Raw genomic sequence first — 19,634 nt, 5'->3', positions numbered from 1 at the left:
CGATCGGCCCATGAGGTGGACGGTCCCGCCGTGGGCGGTCGGCGTGCTGGTGATGTTCCTGTCGCGTGGCGGCTCCCCGGCCGCGTCCGACCTGGCCGTGATGGCGGTCACGACCGCCCTGGTCGTGGCGGGCGGCTCGCTGCTCGATCGGCTGCCGCCGGCCGGGCTCGCCCTCCTGCTGGCCGCTCTCCCCCTCGGCGGGTGGCTCTCGATCGGGGTCCTGCCGTTCACCCAGCTCGCCGTGGTCGCCTTCGGCCTCTACCGGATCGCCGCCACCACCTCCCGGCGCGTCTCCTCGATCGCCCTGGCCGCGACGGCGGGCGTGGAGATCCTCTGCCTGGTGCCCGCGCCGCCCGCCTACTACGTGCTGGTGCTGTTCGCCGTCATCGCCTGGCTGCTCGGCCGGGCCGCCCGGCAGGCCGGGGAGCACGGCGCGGCCCGGCTGAGCTGGACCGCCGCCCAGGCCGTCACCGACGAGCGCCTGCGCATCTCCCGCGAGCTCCACGACACGGTCGCCCACTCCATCGGCGTCATCGCCTTCCAGGCCGGGGCCGCCCGGCGGGTGATCGAGACCCGGCCCGAGGAGGCGGCGCGTGCGCTCGGCGAGATCGAGACGGCCGGGCGCGAGGTGCTGACGGGGCTGCGCCGCATGCTGGTCGCGCTGCGCGACGGCGACCCGGCCCCCGCGGGCGGGCTGGCCGACCTGCCGCGGCTCGCCTCGGCGGGGCTGCGCGTGGAGATCCGGGAGCTCGGCGGGCGGCGGGACCTGCCGCCGGAGGTCGACATGGCGGCGTACCGGATCATCCAGGAGGCCGTCACCAACGTGGCCAGGCACGCCGCGACCGGCTCGTGCGCGGTGACGATCGACTACCGCGAAACCGAGGTGGCCGTCGAGATCGTCGACGGCGGGCGGGGCGGCCGGGGGGCGGTCACGCCCGGGTTCGGGCTGGCCGGCATGCGGGAGCGGGCCGCGCTGCTGGGCGGCGAGTTCGCCGCCGGTCCCGCGCCCGGGGGCGGGTTCCGGGTGGCGGCCCGGCTGCCCTTGGAGGCGCGGTGACCGTGCGCGTGCTGCTGGCCGACGACCAGCCGCTGATCCGGACCGCGCTCCGCATGGTGATCGCCGACGCGCCCGGCCTGGAGGTCGCCGGCGAGGCCGGCACGGGCGCCGAAGCGGTCCGCCTCACCCGGGAGCTCGGCCCCGACGTGGTCGTGATGGACATCCGGATGCCCGGCATGGACGGCATCGAGGCGACCCGGCGGATCACCGAGGCGGCCGGGGGCACGCGGGTGGTGGTGCTGACGACCTTCGACGACGACGAGAACGTCTACGGCGCCCTCCGCGCCGGAGCCGCCGGCTTCCTGGTGAAGGACATGGCGCTCGACGACATCCTGAGCGCCGTGCGGGTGGTCGCCGCCGGGGACGCCCTGATAGCGCCGGGGGTGACCCGCCGGTTGATCGCCGCCTTCGCCGCCCGGCCCGGCCCCCGCCCGGAAGCCCGCGTGCTGACCGGGATCACCGGGCGCGAGCGCGAGGTGCTCACCCTGATCGGGCGCGGCCGGTCGAACGCCGAGATCGCGGCGGAGCTGTTCATCAGCGCCGCGACGGTCAAGGCCCACGTGACGCGCCTGCTGGTGAAGCTGGCCGCCCGCGACCGGGTGCAGCTCGTCATCATCGCCTATGAGACGGGCCTGGTGCCGTGAGCGGTCACGCCTGGAGCGGGGCCTCGACGAACCCGCGCACCAGCCGGCCGGCCAACGCCCTCAGGCGCCGGAGCTCCACATCCATGACCGTCAGGCATCGATGCACGACAATGGGCATTTCCGGACGCCACGAAATCGGCCTGGCGTCGAACGGGTGAGCCTCGTCCTCTGACGCCGACGAAGGGACCGATCGTGCACAGTACGCTCATCGGCTTGGGGTTGACCTCCCCCGTTCTGGCGGCCCCCATGGCCGGCGGGGGCAGCACGCCGGCGCTGGTGGTCGCGGCGGCGAAGGCGGGGGGCCTCGGGTTCGTCGCCGCCGGCTACCAGAGCCCGGCCGCGCTCGCCGGGCAGATCGGCCAGGTCCGCGCCTCGGGCGTGCCCTTCGGCGTCAACGTCTTCGCCCCCAACCCGGTGCCGGTCGACCGGCGCCGCTACCGCGAGTACGCCGACCTGCTGCGCGCCGACGCCGACCGGTACGGCGTCGACGTGAGCGGCGTGGAGCCGATCGAGGACGACGACCACTGGGCGGACAAGATCGACCTGCTGCTGGCCGATCCGGTCCCGGTGGTGAGCTTCACCTTCGGCCTGCCCGCCGCCCGGGTCGTCACGGCGCTGCGGGCCGCCGGCACCCTCGTCGTGCAGACCGTCACCTCGGCCGGGGAGGCGCGGGCCGCCGCCGGTCTGGGCGTCGACCTCCTGGTGGTCCAGGCGTGCGCCGCCGGCGGCCACTCGGGCACGTTCACCCCCGACCGGATCCCCCCGGAGATCCCCCTTCCCCGGTTGCTCGGCGAGGTCGGGGCGGCCGTGGACCTGCCGCTGATCGCGGCGGGCGGCATCGCGACCCCGACGGCGGTCGGCACGGCCCTGGCCGCCGGGGCGGACGCGGTGAGCGTCGGCACCGTGCTGCTGCGCTCCGACGAGAGCGGCGCGTCGGCCCCGCACCGCGACGCGCTCGCCGACACCCGCCGCCGCACGGTGGTCACCCGCGCGTTCACCGGCAGACCGGCGCGGGGCCTGCGCAACGAGTTCACCGACCGCCACTCCGCCCAGGCCCCGGCGGGTTATCCGGCCCTCCACCACCTGACCAGCCCGATCCGCAAGGCGGCCGTCGCCGCGGGCGACCCCGAACGCGTCAACCTGTGGGCCGGCACCGGCTACCACAACGCCGCGGCCGAGCCCGCCGCCAGGATCCTGACCGGCCTCACCCGGCGTCTGTGACTCCGACTCAGGGGTGGTCGCGCCGGTTCGACGGATCAGGCGCGAACGTCACGCCGGTGAGCTCCTCGGAGATCCGCCAGACGCGGTTCGCGTCGTCCTCGCCGCGGAGCCGGGAGTAGAGGGCCTGTTCGGCGGGCGGGCCCGACAGGTTCGCCAGGCCGCTCGGGCCGTAGAGGCGCGCGCCGCGCGCGTCGGGCGAGGTGGCGGCGAGCAGGGCGGGCAGGGCCGCCGACTCGACCGTGCCGGCGAGGATTCCGAAGCGGGACAGGACGCGGATGGCGCGCACGCCGAGGGTGTCCTTCGCCCGTCCCATCTCGGGGCGCGCGGCCAGCAGGCCGGTGGGGGCGATGCCCGGGTGGGCGAGGTTGCTGGTGATCCCCCAGGCCCGGCCGCGCCGGTCCAGTTCGAGCCCGAACAGGCCGAACGCGATCTTCGACTGGCTGTAGGCGCGCTGGGCGTGGTAGCGCCGTTCCCAGTTGAGGTCGTCCCAGTTGACGGCGTTCTGGTTCGCGGCGATGCTGATCTGCGAGGTCACCCGGGCCCTTCCGGCGCTCAGCAGGGGCAGCAGATGGGCCACGAGGGCGAAGTGGCCCAGGTGGTTGGTGCCGAACTGCAGCTCGAACCCGTCGGCGGTGGTCCGCCGCTCGGGCGGGGTCATCACCCCCGCGTTGTTGACGAGGATGTGGATCGGCCGGTCCTCGCCGCGCAGCGTGGCGCCGAGCGCGGCGACCGAGTCGAGCGACGACAGGTCGAGGTCCCGGAGCGACACGACGGCGTCCGGCCGCCGCCCCCTGATCTTCGCGATCGCCGCCTCGCCCTTCCTGCGGTCGCGCACGGGCATGACGACCTCGGCCCCGGCGGCGGCCAGGCGGGCCGCCACGACGAGTCCGACGCCGGCGGCGGCGCCCGTGACGACGGCGCGTCTCCCGGCGAGGCCGGGGACCGTGATGTCCGGCTGCGTGCGTGCCATGGTGCTGCTCCTCGGTTCGGGAAGTCGGGGCGGTCCCAGGTTCCCGCCGATCGGCGCCGCCATCCACGGCCTGCCGATCCCAGGCTGGCCGGGACCGCGTGGTCGGAGCCGGTGGTAGAACGAGACACAGCCGGTGTGAGGGGAGGACGCGAGCATGATCGACCGGACCGGGCTGGCCGAGTTCCTGCGCCTGCGGCGCGAGTCGCTCCAGCCGGAGGACGTCGGCCTCCCGCGCGGGCGGCGACGCCGGACGGCCGGGCTGCGGCGCGAGGAGGTCGCCGCGATCTGCCACATCTCCGCCGACTACTACAGCAGGCTGGAACGCGAGCGCGGCCCCCACCCGTCGGAGCAGATGATCGCCTCGATCGCGCAGGGGTTGCGGCTGTCGCTCGACGAACGCGACCACCTGCTCCGCCTGGCCGGGCACAACCCGCCCGTGCGGGGCACCTCCGGCGAGCACATCGGCCCCGGGCTGCTGCGCATCTTCGACCGGCTCGCCGACACCCCCGCCGAGATCGTCACCGAACTCGGCGAGACGCTGCGGCAGACCCCTCTGGGCGTCGCGCTGACCGGCGACCTCACCCGTTACACGGGCCCGGCGCGCAGCATCGGATACCGCTGGTTCACCGATCCGGCGACCCGCGCGCTCTACCATCCCGACGAACACGCGCTGCACTCCCGCGTCTTCGCCGCCGGGCTGCGCGGCGTGGTCACCCTTCGCGGCCCCGGCTCGAAGGCGGCGCGTCTCCAGCGGCTCCTGCTCGACCGCAGCGAGGAATTCCGGGCCGTCTGGAAAGAGCACGAAATCGGCGTCCGATACAACGACGTCAAACGTTTCACGCACCCCGTCGTCGGGGTCGTCGAACTGGCCTGCCAGGCGCTTCTCGACCCCGAACAAGGGCACTCGCTCCTGGTTTACACGGCGGTCCCGGGAAGCGAAAGCCACCGGAAACTCCGGCTCCTGGCAGACCATTCCGTTATGGCCGCCGAACTCTGACGAGTAAAACGGCCGACGGCCGTCTCACTTTTCGGGACCCCCGCTTCTCACAAACACGTTTCCGGTTTATGAACGGCGTGACAACTTCTCACACCGGAAGGAAACCCGTGACGCGATTATCAAGGATCCTGATGGCGGTCGCGATCGGCCTCGGGCTCGTGCAGGTGGCCGTGACCCCCGCGCAGGCCGCCGTCCCGAACCGCTGGGGCTTCGCCTACGTCGACGTCCCCGCCGGCATCCCCAGCCTTGCCCACCAGGCTGGAAGCTGGCCGGGCGGCTTCAACGTCAGCGTGACCCCGGGCGTGCCCGGCGAGACGATCGTCCGGTTCCCGCAGATCGCGGGCCCCGGCGGCGTCGCCCACGCCACGGCGGTGGCCAACGCGCCCTACATCTGCCAGGTCGCCAAGTGGATGCCGGTCGGGCCCGACCAGATCGTCGTGGTCAGATGTCACCAGTTCGGCGGCACGCCGGTCTCCACACCGTTCACGGTCACCTGGTCGGAGAGCACGCCGCCGATGGTCGGGCCCGCCGGGCAGGCCTTCGGTTACGTGCACTACAACGGCGGGACCGTCGCCTCCTTCAACTCCGCGGGCGGCGCCAACATCGTCAACGTGCTGGGCGTGGGCTGGTACAAGGTCGACATGAACGGCCTCGGCTTCTCGGCCGCGGCCGGGAACATCCAGGTGACGGCGCAGAACGACCTGACCCAGGCCAGGTGCAAGGTCGTCAACTGGGCCCCCGGGGTGGCCGTCCAGCAGATCGAAGTGCGGTGCTTCAACGCGGTGAACACCCCGATGAACTCCGGCTGGAGCCTGACCTACCAGCGGGAGCGCAACATCAACGGGCGTTATGTGCCGCCGAAGGCGTTCGCGTACACCTTCGACCACACGCCGGCCAACCCCGGGCCCTACTCGCCCACGCCTCCCGGGCTCAACTACAACTCGCAGAGCGGGATCAACACCGTGCGCTCGGCCGGTGTGGGCCTGCGCATGGTCACCTTCCCCCGGGTCGGTTTCCCGATGGACCACGTGCAGGTGACGGCGTTCGGGAACAACCCTGACCACTGCAACCTGCAGACGTTGTGGAACACCACGGGCGCGGTCGCCACAGTGCGGAACGTGCAGTGCTGGACCGGGGTGACGCGCGTCGACCGCGCGTCGTTCGTGTCGTACACCTCGACCCAGTGAAAGCGGCGGGGGCGGGGCGTCACCCCGCCCCCGCGTCGCCCAGCCCCCGCGTCCGGCCGCCCTCAGTGGGCGGCGCCCGCCAGGTTGAGGCCGGCCACTCCCGCGAGGATGAGGACGATCGAGGCGATCTTCAGGAGGCTCACGCCGTCGCCCAGCACGACCATGCCGAGGGTGGCCGTGCCCACGGCGCCGATGCCGGTCCAGACGGCGTAGGCGGTGCCGACGTCGAGGCTCTTGAGCGCGGCGGCCAGCAGGCCGAAGCTCAGGACGGCGAACCCGGCGAAGGCGACCGTGGGAAGGGGGACGGAGAACCCGTCGCTCAGCTTGAGGGAGTAGGCCATCGCGACCTCGAACAGACCGGCGGCGATGAGGAGGACCCAGGCCATGACGGCTCCTTCCGGAGCGTCGTCTTGGCAGTCCGGGTACGGCGCGTCTCGTCCGGGCGAATCCCGTCATCGGGTCGCATTACGGTCAACGGACGTGTTTTACGGATGATTCCATGGTTCACGACACGGCGGTCGCCTCCAGCTCGACCATCAGCCCCGGGACCGCCAGCCGGGTCACCCCCAGCATCGTCGTGGCCGGCGCCACCCCGGCCGCGCCCAGCCGCGACGCCAGCACGCCGTAGTGCCGGAATAGCAGGTCGACGTCGGTCGTGTACACGTTGAGCCGCACCAGGTTCTCCAGCGACATGCCCGCCGCCGCGAGCACCGCCTCCAGGTTGTCGAGGCTCAGCGCCACCTGTGCCGCCATGTCGTTCTGGTGCTCCGGCCCGCCGTCGGCGTTCATCGCGGTCTGGCCCGAGACGTAGAGGGTCCGGGTCTCCCCGGAGACGAGTTCGCCCTGGTTGAAGCCCAGGTCCGCCGACCACGTCACCGGGTTGACGGCCGTCCGCTGCATCGCCACGAGAAAGCTCCGTTCGTTTCGTCTGCGTTCGTCGTACCGGCAGGAGCCTTCCGGTGAATCACGACATCCTCTGTCGTGTATTCCTTCTAGGGTTTCCGTATGCGTGCCGACCGGCTGGTCTCCCTGGTGCTGCTGCTCCGGCGGCACGGCCGGATGTCCGCGCCGGCGCTGGCCCGCGAGCTGGAGGTGTCGACCCGGACCGTCCTGCGCGACATCGAGGCGCTGTCGGCGGCGGGGGTGCCGGTCTACGCCGAACGCGGCCGGCACGGCGGTTTCGTACTGCTGCCCGGGTTCCGCACCGAGCTCACCGGGCTGACCCCCGACGAGGCCCTCGCCCTGCTGGTCGCGGGGTCGCGGCGCGGCGCGCACGCCTTCGGGCTCGGTTCGGCGCTCGCGTCGGCGATGCTCAAGGTGGTCGACGCGCTGCCCGACGGTTATCGCGACACCGCCGCCGGGGCGGCCGAACGGCTGCTCGTCGACCCGGAGACCGACCTGCTGTCGCGGCGGCTGGTCCGCGAGGAGGCGCCCGACGCCGTCGTGGCCGGGGTGCTGCGCGCGGTCCTCACCGGGCGCAGGCTGCGCATCCACTACGCCGCCGCCGACCGGGAGCCGGAGTGGCGCACGGTCGACCCGATCGGCCTGGTGACCGTGCGCGACCGGGGATATCTGCTGGCCACGCGGTCGGGTGCCGACCGCACCTACCGGCTGTCGCGGATCGCGGCCGTCGAGGAGCTCGCCGAACCGGCGGACCGGCCCGCGCGGGTCGACCTCGGCCGGGCCTGGCAGGAGCGCGGCACCCGGTTCCGGGCGGGCGGCGACCAGGTCGCCGTGCTGGTCCTGCTCGACGCGGCGCGGCGCGAGGAACTGGCGGGCACCGCGCTGGCCGTGCTCACCGAGGAGACCGAACCGGACGGCCGGTTGCGGCTGGAGGTCACCTTCCAGGACTCCCGGCACGCCGTGTGGGCGCTGTGGCGGCTGGGCGCGGGCGCGGAGGCACTCACGCCGCCGTGGTTGCGCGCCGCCCTGCGCGACCGCGCCGCCGCGCTCGCCGCCCGCTACGGAGGGTGAGACCGGAAAACGCGTTGCCCTCGGGCTTATCCGGAACGTATGGTCTTGCGCCCGTGGTCACGGTTGTGGAGCGGGTTCTCCCCGCGCGCCTCGGACGGGGTTTCCGGTGGTTGCTGGCGTCGAGCTGGTTGTCGAACCTGGGTGACGGGATCGCCGCCGCGGCGGGCCCGCTGCTGGTCGCGTCGCTGACGAGCGACCCGCTGATGATCTCGTTGTCGGCGCTGGTGAGCTGGGCGCCGCCGCTGCTGTTCGGCCTGTACGCGGGCGTGTTGTCCGACCGGCACGACCGGCGCCGGATCGTGCTGGCCGCGAACGCGGCGCGGGCCCTGGTGCTGATCCTGCTCGTCGTGCTGATGGCGACCGGCCTGGTGACGGTCGGGGCGGCGCTGGTGCTGCTCGCCCTGCGCGCGGTCGCCGAGGTCTTCGCCGACAACGCGACCGCCACGCTGACGCCGATGATGGTCGACCGCGACGACCTGGTCGTCGCCAACGCCCGCCTGGGCACCGGCTTCATCACGCTCAACCAGCTCGCCGGGCCGCCGGTCGGCGCGGCGTTGTTCGGCGTCGGCCTGGCCTGGCCGTTCGCCGGCCAGTTGCTCCTGGTGGCGGCGGCGATCGTGCTGGTCTCGCGGGTCACCCTGCCACCGCACCCCCGGCCGGTCGCCGGCGGCCGGCCCAACGCCGTGCGCGAGCTGGTCGAGGGTTTCGGCTGGACCTTCCGCCACCCGGCCGTCCGCACGCTGGTCCTCACGATCCTGATCTTCAACTTCACGTTCGGCGCGGCCTGGTCGGTGCTGGTCCTCTACACCCGGGAGCAGCTCGGCCTCGGCGCCCTGGGATTCGGCCTGATGACCACCATCGGCGGCGTCGGCGGCCTCATCGGCACCGCCCTCTACGGGGCGATCACCCGCAGGGTCAGCCTCGGCGCCCTGATGCGGATCGGGCTCGTCATCGAGACGCTCACCCACCTGGGCCTGGCCCTCACCCACTCCCCCTGGGTCGCGGGGGCCGTCTTCCTGGTCTTCGGCGCGCACGCGTTCATCTGGGGCACCACCTCGCTCACCGTCCGCCAGCGGGCCGTCCCGGCCGGACTGCAGGGCCGCGTGGGCAGCGTCAACACCGTCTGCGTGTACGGCGGCCTCGTGGTCGGCTCACTGATCGGCGGCGTCCTGGCCACCCGCTTCGGGGTCGCGGCCCCGTTCTGGTTCGCGTTCGCCGGTTCGGCGATGTTCCTGGTCGTCCTGTGGCGGCAGCTCATGCACATCGCCCACGACGACGCACCTTCGCCTCGATGACCACGACCGCTCGCATTTGCGCAGGTGGGGACCGGGCGTTACCCGGCCATGGCGACAGGCCCGGCGCGCCTCGTTAGCGTGGACAGGAGGGGCCACCGGAGGGAGAGGCCGATCGACGGGAAACGTGCGAAGAGGCTGGGCGACAGGTTCTGGGAGACCTTCTCGCCGACGTCGGAGCGCCCGGAGAGCCCCCTCGGCCTCCGGGTGGTGCTGGCGATCTTCGGCATGGTCGTCTGCGGTGCCCTGGCGGTGGTGGCCTTCCTGATCGGCCTCGCGTTCCTGGGCGTCGTCATGGCCGTCCTGGCGGTGGTCGCGCTCGCCGACCTGATCGTGGTGATCCGGCGGCTCCGTCAGCGGCACACCCCCGTGAGCTCGGGGGTGCCGGCGTCCGTGCGTGGCGACGGACCCCGGCACCCGGCCGGTCAGGCCTTGACCGTGCAGGTCAGGCCGTTGAGCGTGAAGGCCGTCGGCTCCGGGTTCAGGCCCGAGTGGGCGCCGTTGAAGCCGAGGTTGAGCGTCGCGCCCGGCGCGATCTGGGCGTTCCAGACGACGTTGCGCGCGGTCACGTGCCGCCCCGACTGCGACCACGTCGCGTTGTGTCCCGAGGTCACCCGCTGACCGGCGTCGGGGAAGTCGAACTCCAGGCTCCAGGTGTTGACGGCGGTCGTGCCCGTGTTCTTCAGCGTCATCCACACGCTCATGCCGGTCGTCCACGCCGCGCTGTCGTATCCGACCTCGCACGCGCCGGCCGTCGGGCTCGGGCTCGGGCTGGGGGGCACCGGGAGGCCCTGCCGGGCCAGGATCTGGGTGGGGCTCGACGGCGGGCTGACGTTGCCGGCGGCGTCCCTGGCGACCACGGAATAGGTGTAGTACTGGCCGGTGACCAGGCCGCCCTCGCTGAACATGCGATACTGCGTGCCGGTGCTCCCGACCTTGATCCAGCCGCCGACCGTCTGGCGGTAGACGTCGTAGCCGGTCACGCCCACGTCGTCGGTGGAGGCGTCCCAGCAGAACGCGGTGCCGGGGAAGTCGAACAGGCAGCCGTCCCGCACGTTCTGCGGCTGACTCGGCGGCTGGGTGTCGCCGGGCTCGGGCGACGGCGAGGGCAGTTGCATGCCGGTGGTGCCCGTGAGCGTGATGAACGACGAGGGCAGGCTCACGTTGCCCGACAGGTCACGGGCGACGAGGTAGAAGGTGTAGGCGCGTCCGCGCACCAGGCCGCCGACGATGGTGGGGCTGCTCGTGGGCGACGAGGTCTTCACGAACCCCGTCGAGGTGAGCATGTACACGTCGTAGCCGGCCACCGAGCCGCTGTCGTCGGTCGACGGCGTCCAGCAGATGCCGACCATGCCGCTCTGCGAGCTCGGCGGCGGGCAGGACATGAGGCCGCCGGGACGGGACGGCGGGGTCGTATCGGCCGCGAGGGCCGGGAGCGGGGTGACGATCGCGAGCAGGGCTCCGGCGATCAGGGCGATGCGCAGCTTCATGCCCGGATGCTCCGCTTCTCCCGTGTGACAGGCCAGCGAACCTCCCCCGCGAGCGGAGGAAGCGCAGGTCGCCCGTGAAACTCTCAGCCGGAAATGGCCGTACGGAATTGCCCGGATGAGCCGGAGAATCGAGGCGTCGCCTTTTGACGCGGCCGTTATCGCATTCGAGCGGACGGCCCCCGCTCATAAAGCATGGAATTTTCTATTCCGGCGCGCCGATCGTGTCAAGAAGAAGGCGGGCCATATCACTCACCCGGCTGGTCGTCTTGCGGGCCGCCGCCTCGGCCAGCCCCGGCACCTCGCCCCGGGCCCCGGAGAGCACGGCCGCCGTGACCGCCACGTCGAGCAGGCCGGCCAGCCCGTGGGGAGCACGCCCGCCGGGGCGGCGCAGCGGCAGGGGCAGCGCCTCGGCCAGGATCCCCCACGTCTCCCGGTGGGCTCCCGACAACGCGAGCTCCTCGAAGGCGGGCGTCGCCCGGTTCGGCGGCACGGCGCCCGACCTGACCGACTCGCCGAGTGCCCAGCCGAAATCGGCGGCGGCGAGCTCACCGCGTACGGCCAGGATCTTCATCGCCTCGACGGCTCGCCGGGCGTCAGCACCTCCGGGGGCTCCGCCTCGACCGCGCCGAACGCCCCGGCGATCTGGTCGCGGAGTTCCGCCGGCAGCCCCGCGGCGGCGGCGCGGACCACGCCGGACGTCTCCGGGGACGCGTGCGGAGCCAGCTTGAGCGCGAGACGCACGGCCCGGTCGCGGAGCGAGGGGGTCTGCTGACCGAAGACGAGCGCCAGCGCCGCGAGCGCGCCGTCGGCCTCCTCGGGCCGCGCGAGGGCGATCCGCTGGAGCGCGGTCGTGACGTGTCTCCTCTCCGGCCGGAACGCCAGCGCACCCACCGCCTCGCCGAACAGATCGACGTCGAGCGGGACCCGGCCCAGCTCGCCGGCGGCCAGCCGCGCGAGCGGCGGCGCGGCCACCGGCAGCACCCTGACCAGGTCGACCACGGGGAGCTCGGCGGGCTCGGGGCGCAGCCGCTCCCACAGGACGGTGAACGGTTCGATGTCGCGGTCGTGGCCGTGGGTCAGGAACCGCGTCACGCACCCGTCGAGGAGCGCCCGCCGGTCGAGCCGCCCCTCGGCCGCGAGATCGGCCAGCGCGCTGATGACGGTGTGCTTGTTGTAGGCGCTGTTCCACTTCCAGTCGTGGATCAGCGGCGCGGCGGCGCCCTCGGCGGCGAACACCCGGGGCGTGAGGACGTCGAGGAACGGGTCGTCTCGGAGCAGGCCGAGCCGCCCGCCCTGCCAGAACCGGTGGCACACGTCCCACAACCAGCCCACGACGAAGGCGTCGTTCTCGGGCACCTCGATGCCCGTCTCGATCGCGAGCCGCGCGGCCAGGTCGTAGCCGGGCTGCCCGTCGACGTTCTGCCATCCCCTGCGCTCGCCCGGCCGCAGGCCGGTGACGAGCCGGTGGGCCAGGTCACGCCGCCACCTGTCGTCTCTGCGCCGGAGCACCTCGGCGACGCGGGCGGCGTCGGCCCTCGGCCGCCGCGGGAGCCGGAGGTCGCGGCGGTTCAGCCATGCGGCGACCTGCGCCGCGCCGGAGAAGCAGGCCGCCCCCGCGACCCGGAGCCCGGACGCCTGGTCGGCGACCTCGGCGCGCGACCGGCCGGACAGGTGACGGGGCAACTCCCCGGCGACGGCCCTGCGACCGGCGTCGCCGAGCGAGCCGAGGTGGGCGGCCAGCCCGGCGTCGTCACCGGCCTCGACGTACTTCCGGACCTGCTCCCACGCGTTCACGCCGGGACCCTATCGGCCCTCCCCGACAGAAACGCCCTGGAAGAGACCGGGCCGGGGAGCGAGGGTCCAGGCGATCACCTCCACCAGCTCCCGCGGGACGTCCGGACCGGCGGTGATCGCCACCGTCGCGTCGCGGCGCTCGACGACCCGGCCCTCCAGGCCACCGAACCCCGGAGGCCAGATCGTCACCCCGACCGCCGGGCCGGCGGCCGGGACCAGCCGGTAGTGCAGGAAGCCCGGGGAGGCGTCCACCACCTCTATCCGGTAGCCGGTCAGGTCGGGGGCGAGCAACGGCACCCGCGCCACGGCGGCGCCCGTTCGCCACCACGCCAGCCGCTCGGTCAGGCCCGGAGTGGTGACCAGCGCCACCACGGCGTAGACGCCCACGATGACCGGGATCAGCAGGTACGGGTCCGGTTCGACGAAACTGGTGAGCAGATAGGCCGCCGACATGGTGAGGAGAAGCCCCAGCCCGGCCACGGGCCAGGCGGGCCGCACCCGGAGCGCCCAGAGGACGGGCCAGGCCAGCAGCCCTCCCGCGGGCAGCGCGGCGTAGGCCATCATGAACAGCCCGTACAGGTTCACGAGCCCGGATCGCATGGTCAGCACGATCGCCAGCACGACCAGGCCGTAAGCGAGCACTCCGGCTGCCGCCCCGGCCGCCGTTCGCCGGAAGATGACCTTCATGTCCTGGATCGTGACAGGCTCCGGTGACGGTGATGTCACGTCGGCTTGAGGGACACGTGGTAGTGGCCGACGAGCCACCTGTCGCCCCTGCGTTCGAGGACCATCGTCACGTGACGGCGGACGACCTCGCCGCCCGCGTAGGTGAAGTCGGCGGCGGCGTAGCCCGCGATCACGTCGTCCGACGACCGGCGGGCATCGATGATCTGGTAGTCGACCCGGAGGCCCGCGGGCTGGCCGTCGTAGTACTCGACGACCGAGGCCCGGCCGCGTGTGGGTTCGGGGTGGGCGCCCTGGAACAGCGTGTCCTCGGCGAACACCGCGCCGATCTCGGCGGGGTCGTGGACGTCGATGCCGTGCTTCCAGGCGGCCAGGACCCCGGCGAAGACGTGCTCGCTCATCGGCCCGCGCTCTGGCCGCCGTCGACGTGCAGGAACTCCCCGGTGACGAGCGGGGCCCGCTCCAGGTAGAGCACGCCGTGAATGACGTCGCGGACGTGCCCGATCTTCTTCATCGGGTGGAGCCGGGCGAGTTGTTCGGCGTCGCCGCCGCCGTGCAGCGGCGTGTCGATCAGGCCCGGCGAGACGGCGTTGACCCGGATGCCGCGCTCGGCGTACTCGATGGCCAGCGACTTGGTGGCCGCCGCGACGCCGCCCTTGCTCAGCGAGGCCAGCACCGAGGGCACGGCGGAGTCGGCCCGCTCGACGAGCGTGGTGGTGATGCTGACGATGTGGCCGCCGCCCTGGCGCAGCATCGGGTCGATGACCTGCTGGGTCAGGTAGAAGAAGCCGCCGACGTTGATGTCGATGACCTTCTTGTAGTCCTCGTGGGTGTAGTCGGTGAACGGCTTGGCCACGAACACGCCCGCGTTGTTGATCAGGGTGTCGACCCGGCCGAAGCGGTGGAGGGCCGTCTTCACGACCGTCTCGGCGGTGGCCGGCTCGGCGATGTCGCCGGGCACGGCGACCACGTCGGGGTCGTCAACGGCCTGGATGGAACGGGAGGTGGCCACCACCGCGTAGCCGATCTCGCGGTACGCGGCCACCAGGGCCTCCCCGATGCCCTGAGATGCGCCGGTGATGACGGCGACGCGCTGATCCGACATGACATGCTCCTAGACGGTCGGTCTACTACTGACATTTCCGTTTTAGCCGACCGGTCGTATAATTGCAAGATGGGTCGAACGTCAGACGCTCGGCAGCGGATCCTCGCCGCCGCCACCGATCTGTTCTCCCGCCGCTCCTACGGCTCCATCGGCGTCGCGGAGATCTGTACGCAGGCGGGCACGCCGAAGGGCAGCTTCTACCACTTCTTCGAGTCGAAGCAGGCGCTCGCCCTGGAGATCATCGACCTGCAGTGGAACTCGCAACGCGGTCGCTGGCAGCACATCCTCGACGGCGACGGCCCGCTCGTCCACCGGCTCAAAGACCTGTTCGCGTTCACGGTGCAGGTGCAGACCGCGTCGCTGAACGACGCCGGCGTGGTCTCCGGCTGCCTGTTCGGCAACCTCAGCCTGGAGCTGAGCACAGGTGACGACCCGATGCGCGAGAAGCTGCGGACGATCTTCGACGAGCAGGTCGAGCTGATCCGCCGGGCGATCGAGAAGGCCCAGGCCGTCGGCGAGCTGACGGCGGTCGACGCGCCGGGGGCGGCGAAGTCGATCGTGGCCCAGATCGAGGGCACGGTCCTGTTCGCCAAGCTCTTCAACGACCCCGGTCAGCTCGACCAGCTCTGGGCCAACAGCCTGCGCCTCCTCCAGGTCGCCGAGGCCTAGAAGGCCTTCAGGAGCAACTCGGCGAGCTCCCCCGGCGCGGTGACCATGCAGTCGTGGCCGCTTCTCAGCTCCCAGACCTGCGAGCCGGGCGGGACCGGGCGGCGGGCGGCACCTCCGGGGACGTCCCCGACGCAGTGGACGTGGGCCTGCGGGATGGCGGCCAGGGCCGCTTCGTCGAACCGGACGGGCTGCTGGAAGCAGCGGACCGACTCGTCCGAGAGCATCGGGCGCAGCCATTCGAGGTCGGCCGGGTCGGTCACCCCGAAATCGCCGTCCATGGGCGGGATGCGCCAGCCGTCGGCGGCGTCGATCAACCGCCGGGTGAAGGGCATGACGTCGAGCACGCTCTCGCCGTCGGCGGGGACCATCGCGTCGACGTACACGAGCCCGGAGATCCGGTCCGGAACGCGGCCGGCCACGGCGGAGACGATCATCCCGGCGTAGCTGTGCCCGACCAGGATCACGTCGGTGAGGTCCTCTCCGGTGAGGACGGCCAGGACGTCGCCGATGTGGGTGTCGAGGCCCACGCCGGGGCCGAGCAGGTGCGCCTTGTCTCCGTGGCCGGTCAGGGAGGGGGCGAGCACCCGGTGCCCGGCTTCGGTCAGCAGGGGGGCGACGCGGTCCCAGACGCGGCCGTCGTGCCAGGCGCCGTGGACGAGCAGGAAGGTCTTCACGGAAAGGACGCTAATGAGCCGTCAGGTACCGATTGGTACCCTTCGGGGCGTGCGTGATTCCGCGGGCAGCGTCTTTCTCGCCGACTGCCCCGCCCGGCTGGCCATCGAGATCATCACCAGCAAATGGGCGGTCGTCGTGCTGTTCGCGCTCAGCCGGGGACCGTGCCGGCACGGCGAGCTCGTCGACCTCGTGGGCGGCATCTCGCGCAAGGTGCTCACCCAGACGCTGCGCCGTCTCCAGGGCTACGGCCTGGTCGAACGCCGCGCCTACGCCGAGGCTCCCCCGCGCGTCGAGTACGCCCTGACCGACCTGGGGCTGACCCTCGTCGAGCCGATCGCCGTGCTGACCGACTGGGCGAGGGCGTACGGCGACGCGATCGTCACCTTCCAGGAGAACGCCGGCCCAGACCGTCGAGCATGAGCGGCAGGAAACGCTCCGGGATGACGCCCGGGTTGCAGGCGAAGACGTTGAGCACGTCCATGATGTCGCCGGTGCCGGCGTCGGGCCGCATCGCGCCGTCGGCCTGCGCCTGACCGACCAGCACGTCGAGCCGTGCCACCAGCGCCCGCCTCGCCTCCGGCGCGGAGGTTCCGGCCAGCGCGGCCGCGACGGCGCCCCGGCTCTCGTCGACGGCGTGGACGACGAAGGCGCGCACGGCCGCCCACGCGTCGGGCCCGGCCGACGCGGCCTCGTCGAGGGCGTCCATGAGCTCGTGCACGTACTGCTCCGCCAGCGCCGCGAGGAGCACGCTCCGGTCGGGGAAACGGCGGTAGAGCGTGCCGATCCCGACACCGGCCCGGCGGGCGATCAGCTCCATCGGCGCGTCGGTGCCGCGTTCGGCGACCGCGTCGCGGGCCGCCTCAAGGATCTTGTCCCGATTGCGGCGGGCGTCGGCGCGCATGTGAGATCCTCCCTTAAGCGGACGATTGGCTTCCGCTTACTATAGAGGAGGCGTCATGGCGATCGTGGTGACGGGCGCGACGGGCACCATCGGGCGGGCGCTGATCCGGGAGCTCGGCGGCGCGGCGCTGGCGGTGGTGCGGCGGCCGGACCAGGGCGCGGACCTGGGCTGCGCGTACGTGGTCGGCGACCTGGAACAACCGGAGAGCGTCCCGATCGAGCCCGGTGACCGGCTCTTCCTCAACAGCTCGATCTGGCCCGGCTTCGTGGCCGCGCACCGGGCGGTGATCGACCACGCGGCGGCCCGGGGCGCGGCGCAGGTGGTCACGGTGTCGGTGCGCGGCGCGACGCCGGCCGGGCTGCTCGCGTCCGGCCTGCACGGGCAGGTGGACGACCACCTCAGGGCGTCGGGCGTGCCGTGGTCGATCCTGGCGCCGGTCGGCTTCATGCAGAACCTGGCGGGCGACGTCGACGAGGAGGGGCGCATCTTCGGCTCGTACGGCCGGGGCCCGGTCGGCTACATCGACGCGCGCGACATCGCGGCGGTCGCGGCCGCGCTGCTGACCCGTCCCGTCGGCGACGACGCGACCTACGAGCTCACCGGCCCGGCCGCGCCGACCCACGATGAGATCGCCGCCGAACTCACCCGGGCGCTCGGCCGGCCGGTGCGTTACGTGGACCTGCCGGTCGAGGAGGGCGCGGCGCACTTCGAGAAGCGCGGCCTGCCCGCCCCGGCGGCCCGTGACCTGGCCCGGTTGATGGCCCAGATCGGCGACGGCCGCTGGGCGAGCACGACGACGACCGTCGCCGACGTCGTGGGCCGCGCGCCGCGCTCGCTGCGGGAGTTCCTCGGCCAGACGGAGTCGCCTACCGCACGGCGATGAGGCCGCGCCGGTAGCCGACCACCAGTCGGCGGGGCACCAGGAGGCGTTCGCCGTCGACCACGATCGGGACCAGGCCGGGGGCGGCCGCCTTCCACTGGGCGCGGCGGTGGCGGGTGTTGCTACGGCTGGTCTTCCGTTTCGGGACGGCCATCGTCACCAGCTCGCCTTCGTGACGCCCGGGAGCTCGCCCCGGTGGGCCATCTCGCGGAACCGGATCCGGGACAGGCCGAACCTGGTCAGGTGGCCGCGCGGGCGGCCGTCGACGGAGTCGCGGTTGCGCACGCGGGTGGCGCTCGCGTCACGGGGCTGGCGGGCCAGTTCACGGGCGGCGGCCGCCTTCTCCCCCGGCGTGCCCACACGCATGAGCTCCTTGAGCTCGGCGCGGCGGGCGGCGTAGCGGGCGACGACGGCTCCGCGCCGGTCGTTGGCCGCGATCTTGCTCTTCTTGGCCATCAGATCCTCTCTCCTCTGGTGCGGACGCGGGCCACGACCGCCTCGATGCCGATCTTGTCCACGGTCTTGATCGCGCGGGTGCTGAGCGTGAGCCGGACGTACCGGTTCTCGGTGGGGAGCCAGTAGCGGCGGCTCTGGATGTTGGGATCCCAGCGGCGGCGGGTGCGCCGGTGGGAGTGGGAGACCGTGTTGCCGAAGACCGGCTTCACGCCGGTGAGCTGGCAGTGGGCGCTCATCGTTCCTCCCGGAACTCGACGTGCCGGCGCACGATCGGGTCGTACTTGCCGAGGGTGAGCCGGTCGGGGTCGTTGCGGCGGTTCTTGCGGGTCACGTAGGTGTAGCCGGTGCCCGCCGTGGAGCGGAGTCTGATCACCGGGCGCGGTTCGTTCCTGGCCATAGCCGGGGTCCTTCCTTGAGGCGCGTCCATGTGATGATAATGATAATTGTTTTCATTCGCTACCCGAGAGGTCCGCCATGACCACCCCCGTCGTCCTGGTCGCCGGCCTGCACCGCCGCGCCCGCACCGCCGTCGTCCACCGTCTGCTGGCCGCCCACCCCGGCGCGGTGGCCGTCCACCACGACCTGCGCGAGGTCGCCTCCGGCCGGGTCGACCGCACTGTCCGCGACGCCTCCGGCGTGCTGGAGCGGGCCGAGGTGCGGCTGGCGCACGGATGCGTGACCTGCACGGTCAGGGAGGACCTGCTGCCCGAGCTGATCCGGCGGGCGTCAAGCGCGTCGCCGCTGATCGTGGACCTGTGGGACGCGGTCGAACCGCGCGCGGTCGCCGAGGCGCTCGACACCGAGGAGGCGGCCGAGGTGCTGCGCCTGACCTGCGTGGCGACCGCGCTGCACGCCGCGCGTCTGCCGGTCGACATCGCCCGGGGCGAGCGGTTGTCGCAGACCCCCCACGGCACGGCCGGCGACCGGCGCCACCTGGCCGAGGTGCTGGCCCGGCAGGCGGAGTACGCCACCGCTCTAGTCCTGTACGGCGGCGACGAGGAGGACCACGACCTCTCGCGCGCCCTGCTGGCCCACCTCGCGCCCGCCACCCCCGTGTTCGCCGCCGAACTGCCCGAGGTGACCGGCCCGGCGCTGCACGTCCCGACGCTGGCCGAACGCGTCGACCCGGCCACCGCCGTGCTCCCCTGCGACGCGCGGGACGGCGAGGTCACCACCGTCGTCTGGCACCGCCTGCGCCCGCTGCACCCCGGCCGCCTGTTCACGGCCCTCGACGGCCTGGTCACCGAGTCGGTGCGCTCGCGCGGCCGGTTCTGGCTGGCCACCCGGCCCGACCGCCTGCTCGGCTGGGACGCCGTGGCGGGCGGCATGGCCGTCGAGGACGCCGGACCGTGGCTGGCGGCACTGCCCGAGGCCGCCTGGGACCTGGTCTCCCCCGCCCGCCGCGCGGCCGCCGCCCTCGACTGGACCGACCCCCTCGGCGACCGCGTCCAGCACCTCGTCTTCGTCGGCCCCGACCTGGAGCGCGACCGGATCCACGCCCTGCTCGACGCGTGCCTGCTCACGCCGGAGGAGACGGTGGCGGGCTCGTCGGCCTGGGCGCGGTACGACGACCCGTTCGCGCCGCTCCTGCCGAATTAGAGAAATGCTCCGCCTTCCCAAGATGATCGTCGACCCGAT

26 protein-coding genes, 1 pseudogene and 1 riboswitch are annotated in these 19,634 nt (G+C 72.9%); of the genes and pseudogenes, 12 read left to right on the top strand and 15 right to left on the bottom strand.

From position 1 onward, the window contains the following. Positions 1-10: 10 nt before the first annotated feature. The 3 genes from AW273_RS23255 (at position 11) to AW273_RS23245 (ending at position 2,922) form a co-directional block, all read left to right on the top strand. Positions 11-1,057, top strand: a complete 1,047-nt coding sequence (locus tag AW273_RS23255; protein WP_062351757.1) for a sensor histidine kinase — start codon at positions 11-13, stop codon at positions 1,055-1,057. Further along, complete coding sequence (locus AW273_RS23250; protein ID WP_062351754.1) at positions 1,054-1,701, top strand: response regulator; 648 nt, start codon at positions 1,054-1,056, stop codon at positions 1,699-1,701. Before AW273_RS23255 ends, AW273_RS23250 begins: the two co-directional genes overlap by 4 nt. A 192-nt stretch (positions 1,702-1,893) precedes the next feature. Then, on the top strand, positions 1,894-2,922 hold the full coding sequence (locus AW273_RS23245; RefSeq protein ID WP_062351752.1) for an NAD(P)H-dependent flavin oxidoreductase: 1,029 nt from the start codon (positions 1,894-1,896) through the stop codon (positions 2,920-2,922). 7 nt (positions 2,923-2,929) lie between these two features. Here AW273_RS23245 and AW273_RS23240 read toward each other — a convergent pair whose 3' ends face one another. Then, on the bottom strand, positions 2,930-3,892 hold the full coding sequence (locus AW273_RS23240) for an SDR family oxidoreductase (protein ID WP_062351750.1): 963 nt from the start codon (positions 3,890-3,892) through the stop codon (positions 2,930-2,932). A gap of 154 nt (positions 3,893-4,046) precedes the next feature. Here AW273_RS23240 and AW273_RS23235 point away from each other — a divergent pair, with 154 nt between their 5' ends. Then, on the top strand, positions 4,047-4,889 hold the full coding sequence (locus tag AW273_RS23235) for a helix-turn-helix transcriptional regulator (protein WP_062351749.1): 843 nt from the start codon (positions 4,047-4,049) through the stop codon (positions 4,887-4,889). Between the two features lie 107 nt (positions 4,890-4,996). Further along, the gene (locus AW273_RS23230; RefSeq protein ID WP_157556072.1) at positions 4,997-6,076 is read left to right on the top strand and encodes a hypothetical protein; all 1,080 of its coding nucleotides are present in this window, start codon (positions 4,997-4,999) and stop codon (positions 6,074-6,076) included. 62 nt (positions 6,077-6,138) lie between these two features. Here the strand turns inward: AW273_RS23230 and AW273_RS23225 are convergent, their stop codons facing one another. Further along, positions 6,139-6,462, bottom strand: coding sequence for a DMT family transporter (locus AW273_RS23225; RefSeq protein WP_062351736.1), 324 nt, complete (start codon positions 6,460-6,462; stop codon positions 6,139-6,141). 13 nt (positions 6,463-6,475) lie between these two features. Further along, a riboswitch (guanidine-III (ykkC-III) riboswitch) is annotated at positions 6,476-6,543 on the bottom strand. Between the two features lie 37 nt (positions 6,544-6,580). Beyond that, positions 6,581-6,976: a RidA family protein gene (locus tag AW273_RS23220; RefSeq protein ID WP_062352111.1), complete on the bottom strand. Its 396-nt coding sequence runs from the start codon at positions 6,974-6,976 to the stop codon at positions 6,581-6,583. A 105-nt stretch (positions 6,977-7,081) separates the two neighbouring features. Between AW273_RS23220 and AW273_RS23215 the strand changes: the two genes are divergently transcribed. The 3 genes and pseudogenes from AW273_RS23215 to AW273_RS39380 form a co-directional block, all read left to right on the top strand. Continuing rightward, complete coding sequence (locus tag AW273_RS23215) at positions 7,082-8,050, top strand: helix-turn-helix transcriptional regulator (protein ID WP_062351733.1); 969 nt, start codon at positions 7,082-7,084, stop codon at positions 8,048-8,050. 53 nt (positions 8,051-8,103) lie between these two features. Next, positions 8,104-9,345, top strand: coding sequence for an MFS transporter (locus AW273_RS23210; RefSeq protein ID WP_062351729.1), 1,242 nt, complete (start codon positions 8,104-8,106; stop codon positions 9,343-9,345). Between the two features lie 48 nt (positions 9,346-9,393). Next, a pseudogene (locus tag AW273_RS39380) lies at positions 9,394-9,639 on the top strand (hypothetical protein); the annotation flags it as partial. 128 nt (positions 9,640-9,767) lie between these two features. On the opposite strand, the gene AW273_RS23200 reads toward AW273_RS39380, so the two are convergent. From AW273_RS23200 to AW273_RS23175, 6 genes are all read right to left on the bottom strand, one after another. Beyond that, positions 9,768-10,832, bottom strand: a complete 1,065-nt coding sequence (locus AW273_RS23200; protein WP_062351723.1) for a cellulose binding domain-containing protein — start codon at positions 10,830-10,832, stop codon at positions 9,768-9,770. 202 nt (positions 10,833-11,034) lie between these two features. Then, complete coding sequence (locus AW273_RS23195) at positions 11,035-11,403, bottom strand: hypothetical protein (RefSeq protein ID WP_062351720.1); 369 nt, start codon at positions 11,401-11,403, stop codon at positions 11,035-11,037. After that, entirely contained in the window at positions 11,400-12,626 is a 1,227-nt protein-coding gene (locus AW273_RS23190; RefSeq protein ID WP_062351717.1) for a hypothetical protein, read from the bottom strand. Before AW273_RS23190 ends, AW273_RS23195 begins: the two co-directional genes overlap by 4 nt. A 9-nt stretch (positions 12,627-12,635) precedes the next feature. After that, entirely contained in the window at positions 12,636-13,313 is a 678-nt protein-coding gene (locus AW273_RS23185; RefSeq protein WP_062351715.1) for a hypothetical protein, read from the bottom strand. A gap of 35 nt (positions 13,314-13,348) precedes the next feature. Then, entirely contained in the window at positions 13,349-13,711 is a 363-nt protein-coding gene (locus AW273_RS23180; protein WP_062351712.1) for an SgcJ/EcaC family oxidoreductase, read from the bottom strand. Further along, a complete protein-coding gene (locus tag AW273_RS23175; RefSeq protein WP_062351709.1) occupies positions 13,708-14,415 on the bottom strand; it encodes an SDR family NAD(P)-dependent oxidoreductase in 708 nt (235 codons plus the stop codon). The genes AW273_RS23180 and AW273_RS23175 overlap by 4 nt, the downstream gene beginning before the upstream one ends. Positions 14,416-14,484: 69 nt before the next feature. Here AW273_RS23175 and AW273_RS23170 point away from each other — a divergent pair, with 69 nt between their 5' ends. After that, positions 14,485-15,084 (top strand): TetR/AcrR family transcriptional regulator, encoded by a 600-nt coding sequence (locus AW273_RS23170; protein WP_062351706.1) that lies wholly within the window; start codon positions 14,485-14,487, stop codon positions 15,082-15,084. On the opposite strand, the gene AW273_RS23165 is transcribed toward AW273_RS23170, so the two are convergent. Further along, the gene (locus tag AW273_RS23165) at positions 15,081-15,758 is read right to left on the bottom strand and encodes an alpha/beta fold hydrolase (RefSeq protein WP_062351703.1); all 678 of its coding nucleotides are present in this window, start codon (positions 15,756-15,758) and stop codon (positions 15,081-15,083) included. The two genes, AW273_RS23170 and AW273_RS23165, sit on opposite strands and share 4 nt — an antisense overlap. 49 nt (positions 15,759-15,807) lie before the next feature. Between AW273_RS23165 and AW273_RS23160 the strand changes: the two genes are divergently transcribed. Continuing rightward, a complete protein-coding gene (locus tag AW273_RS23160; RefSeq protein WP_062351700.1) occupies positions 15,808-16,179 on the top strand; it encodes a winged helix-turn-helix transcriptional regulator in 372 nt (123 codons plus the stop codon). On the opposite strand, the gene AW273_RS23155 is transcribed toward AW273_RS23160, so the two are convergent. After that, positions 16,139-16,660 carry a TetR/AcrR family transcriptional regulator gene (locus AW273_RS23155; RefSeq protein WP_062351697.1) on the bottom strand — a complete coding sequence of 174 codons (522 nt, stop codon included), beginning with the start codon at positions 16,658-16,660 and terminating at the stop codon, positions 16,139-16,141. The two genes, AW273_RS23160 and AW273_RS23155, sit on opposite strands and share 41 nt — an antisense overlap. 55 nt (positions 16,661-16,715) lie before the next feature. On the opposite strand from AW273_RS23155, the gene AW273_RS23150 reads away from it, so the two are divergent. Continuing rightward, positions 16,716-17,543 (top strand): NAD(P)H-binding protein, encoded by an 828-nt coding sequence (locus AW273_RS23150; RefSeq protein WP_062351694.1) that lies wholly within the window; start codon positions 16,716-16,718, stop codon positions 17,541-17,543. On the opposite strand, the gene rpmF is transcribed toward AW273_RS23150, so the two are convergent. From rpmF to rpmG, 4 genes are read right to left on the bottom strand one after another with little or no spacing between them, the layout of a single operon-like run. Further along, positions 17,527-17,694, bottom strand: a complete 168-nt coding sequence (gene rpmF, locus AW273_RS23145; protein ID WP_062351691.1) for a 50S ribosomal protein L32 — start codon at positions 17,692-17,694, stop codon at positions 17,527-17,529. The two genes, AW273_RS23150 and rpmF, sit on opposite strands and share 17 nt — an antisense overlap. 2 nt (positions 17,695-17,696) lie before the next feature. Continuing rightward, a complete protein-coding gene (rpsN, locus tag AW273_RS23140) occupies positions 17,697-17,996 on the bottom strand; it encodes a 30S ribosomal protein S14 (protein WP_062351688.1) in 300 nt (99 codons plus the stop codon). After that, complete coding sequence (rpmB, locus tag AW273_RS23135) at positions 17,996-18,232, bottom strand: 50S ribosomal protein L28 (protein WP_062351685.1); 237 nt, start codon at positions 18,230-18,232, stop codon at positions 17,996-17,998. The genes rpsN and rpmB overlap by 1 nt, the downstream gene beginning before the upstream one ends. Beyond that, the gene (gene rpmG, locus AW273_RS23130; RefSeq protein WP_062351682.1) at positions 18,229-18,393 is read right to left on the bottom strand and encodes a 50S ribosomal protein L33; all 165 of its coding nucleotides are present in this window, start codon (positions 18,391-18,393) and stop codon (positions 18,229-18,231) included. The genes rpmB and rpmG overlap by 4 nt, the downstream gene beginning before the upstream one ends. Before the next feature lie 77 nt (positions 18,394-18,470). On the opposite strand from rpmG, the gene AW273_RS23125 reads away from it, so the two are divergent. After that, complete coding sequence (locus AW273_RS23125) at positions 18,471-19,595, top strand: CobW family GTP-binding protein (protein ID WP_062351679.1); 1,125 nt, start codon at positions 18,471-18,473, stop codon at positions 19,593-19,595. Positions 19,596-19,634: the final 39 nt, after the last annotated feature.

Source organism: Herbidospora yilanensis, assembly GCF_001570565.1.
GTDB lineage: Bacteria > Actinomycetota > Actinomycetes > Streptosporangiales > Streptosporangiaceae > Herbidospora > Herbidospora yilanensis.
Note: the sequence above shows the minus strand (reverse complement) of the source record. Positions and strands in the feature narration are given on the sequence as shown.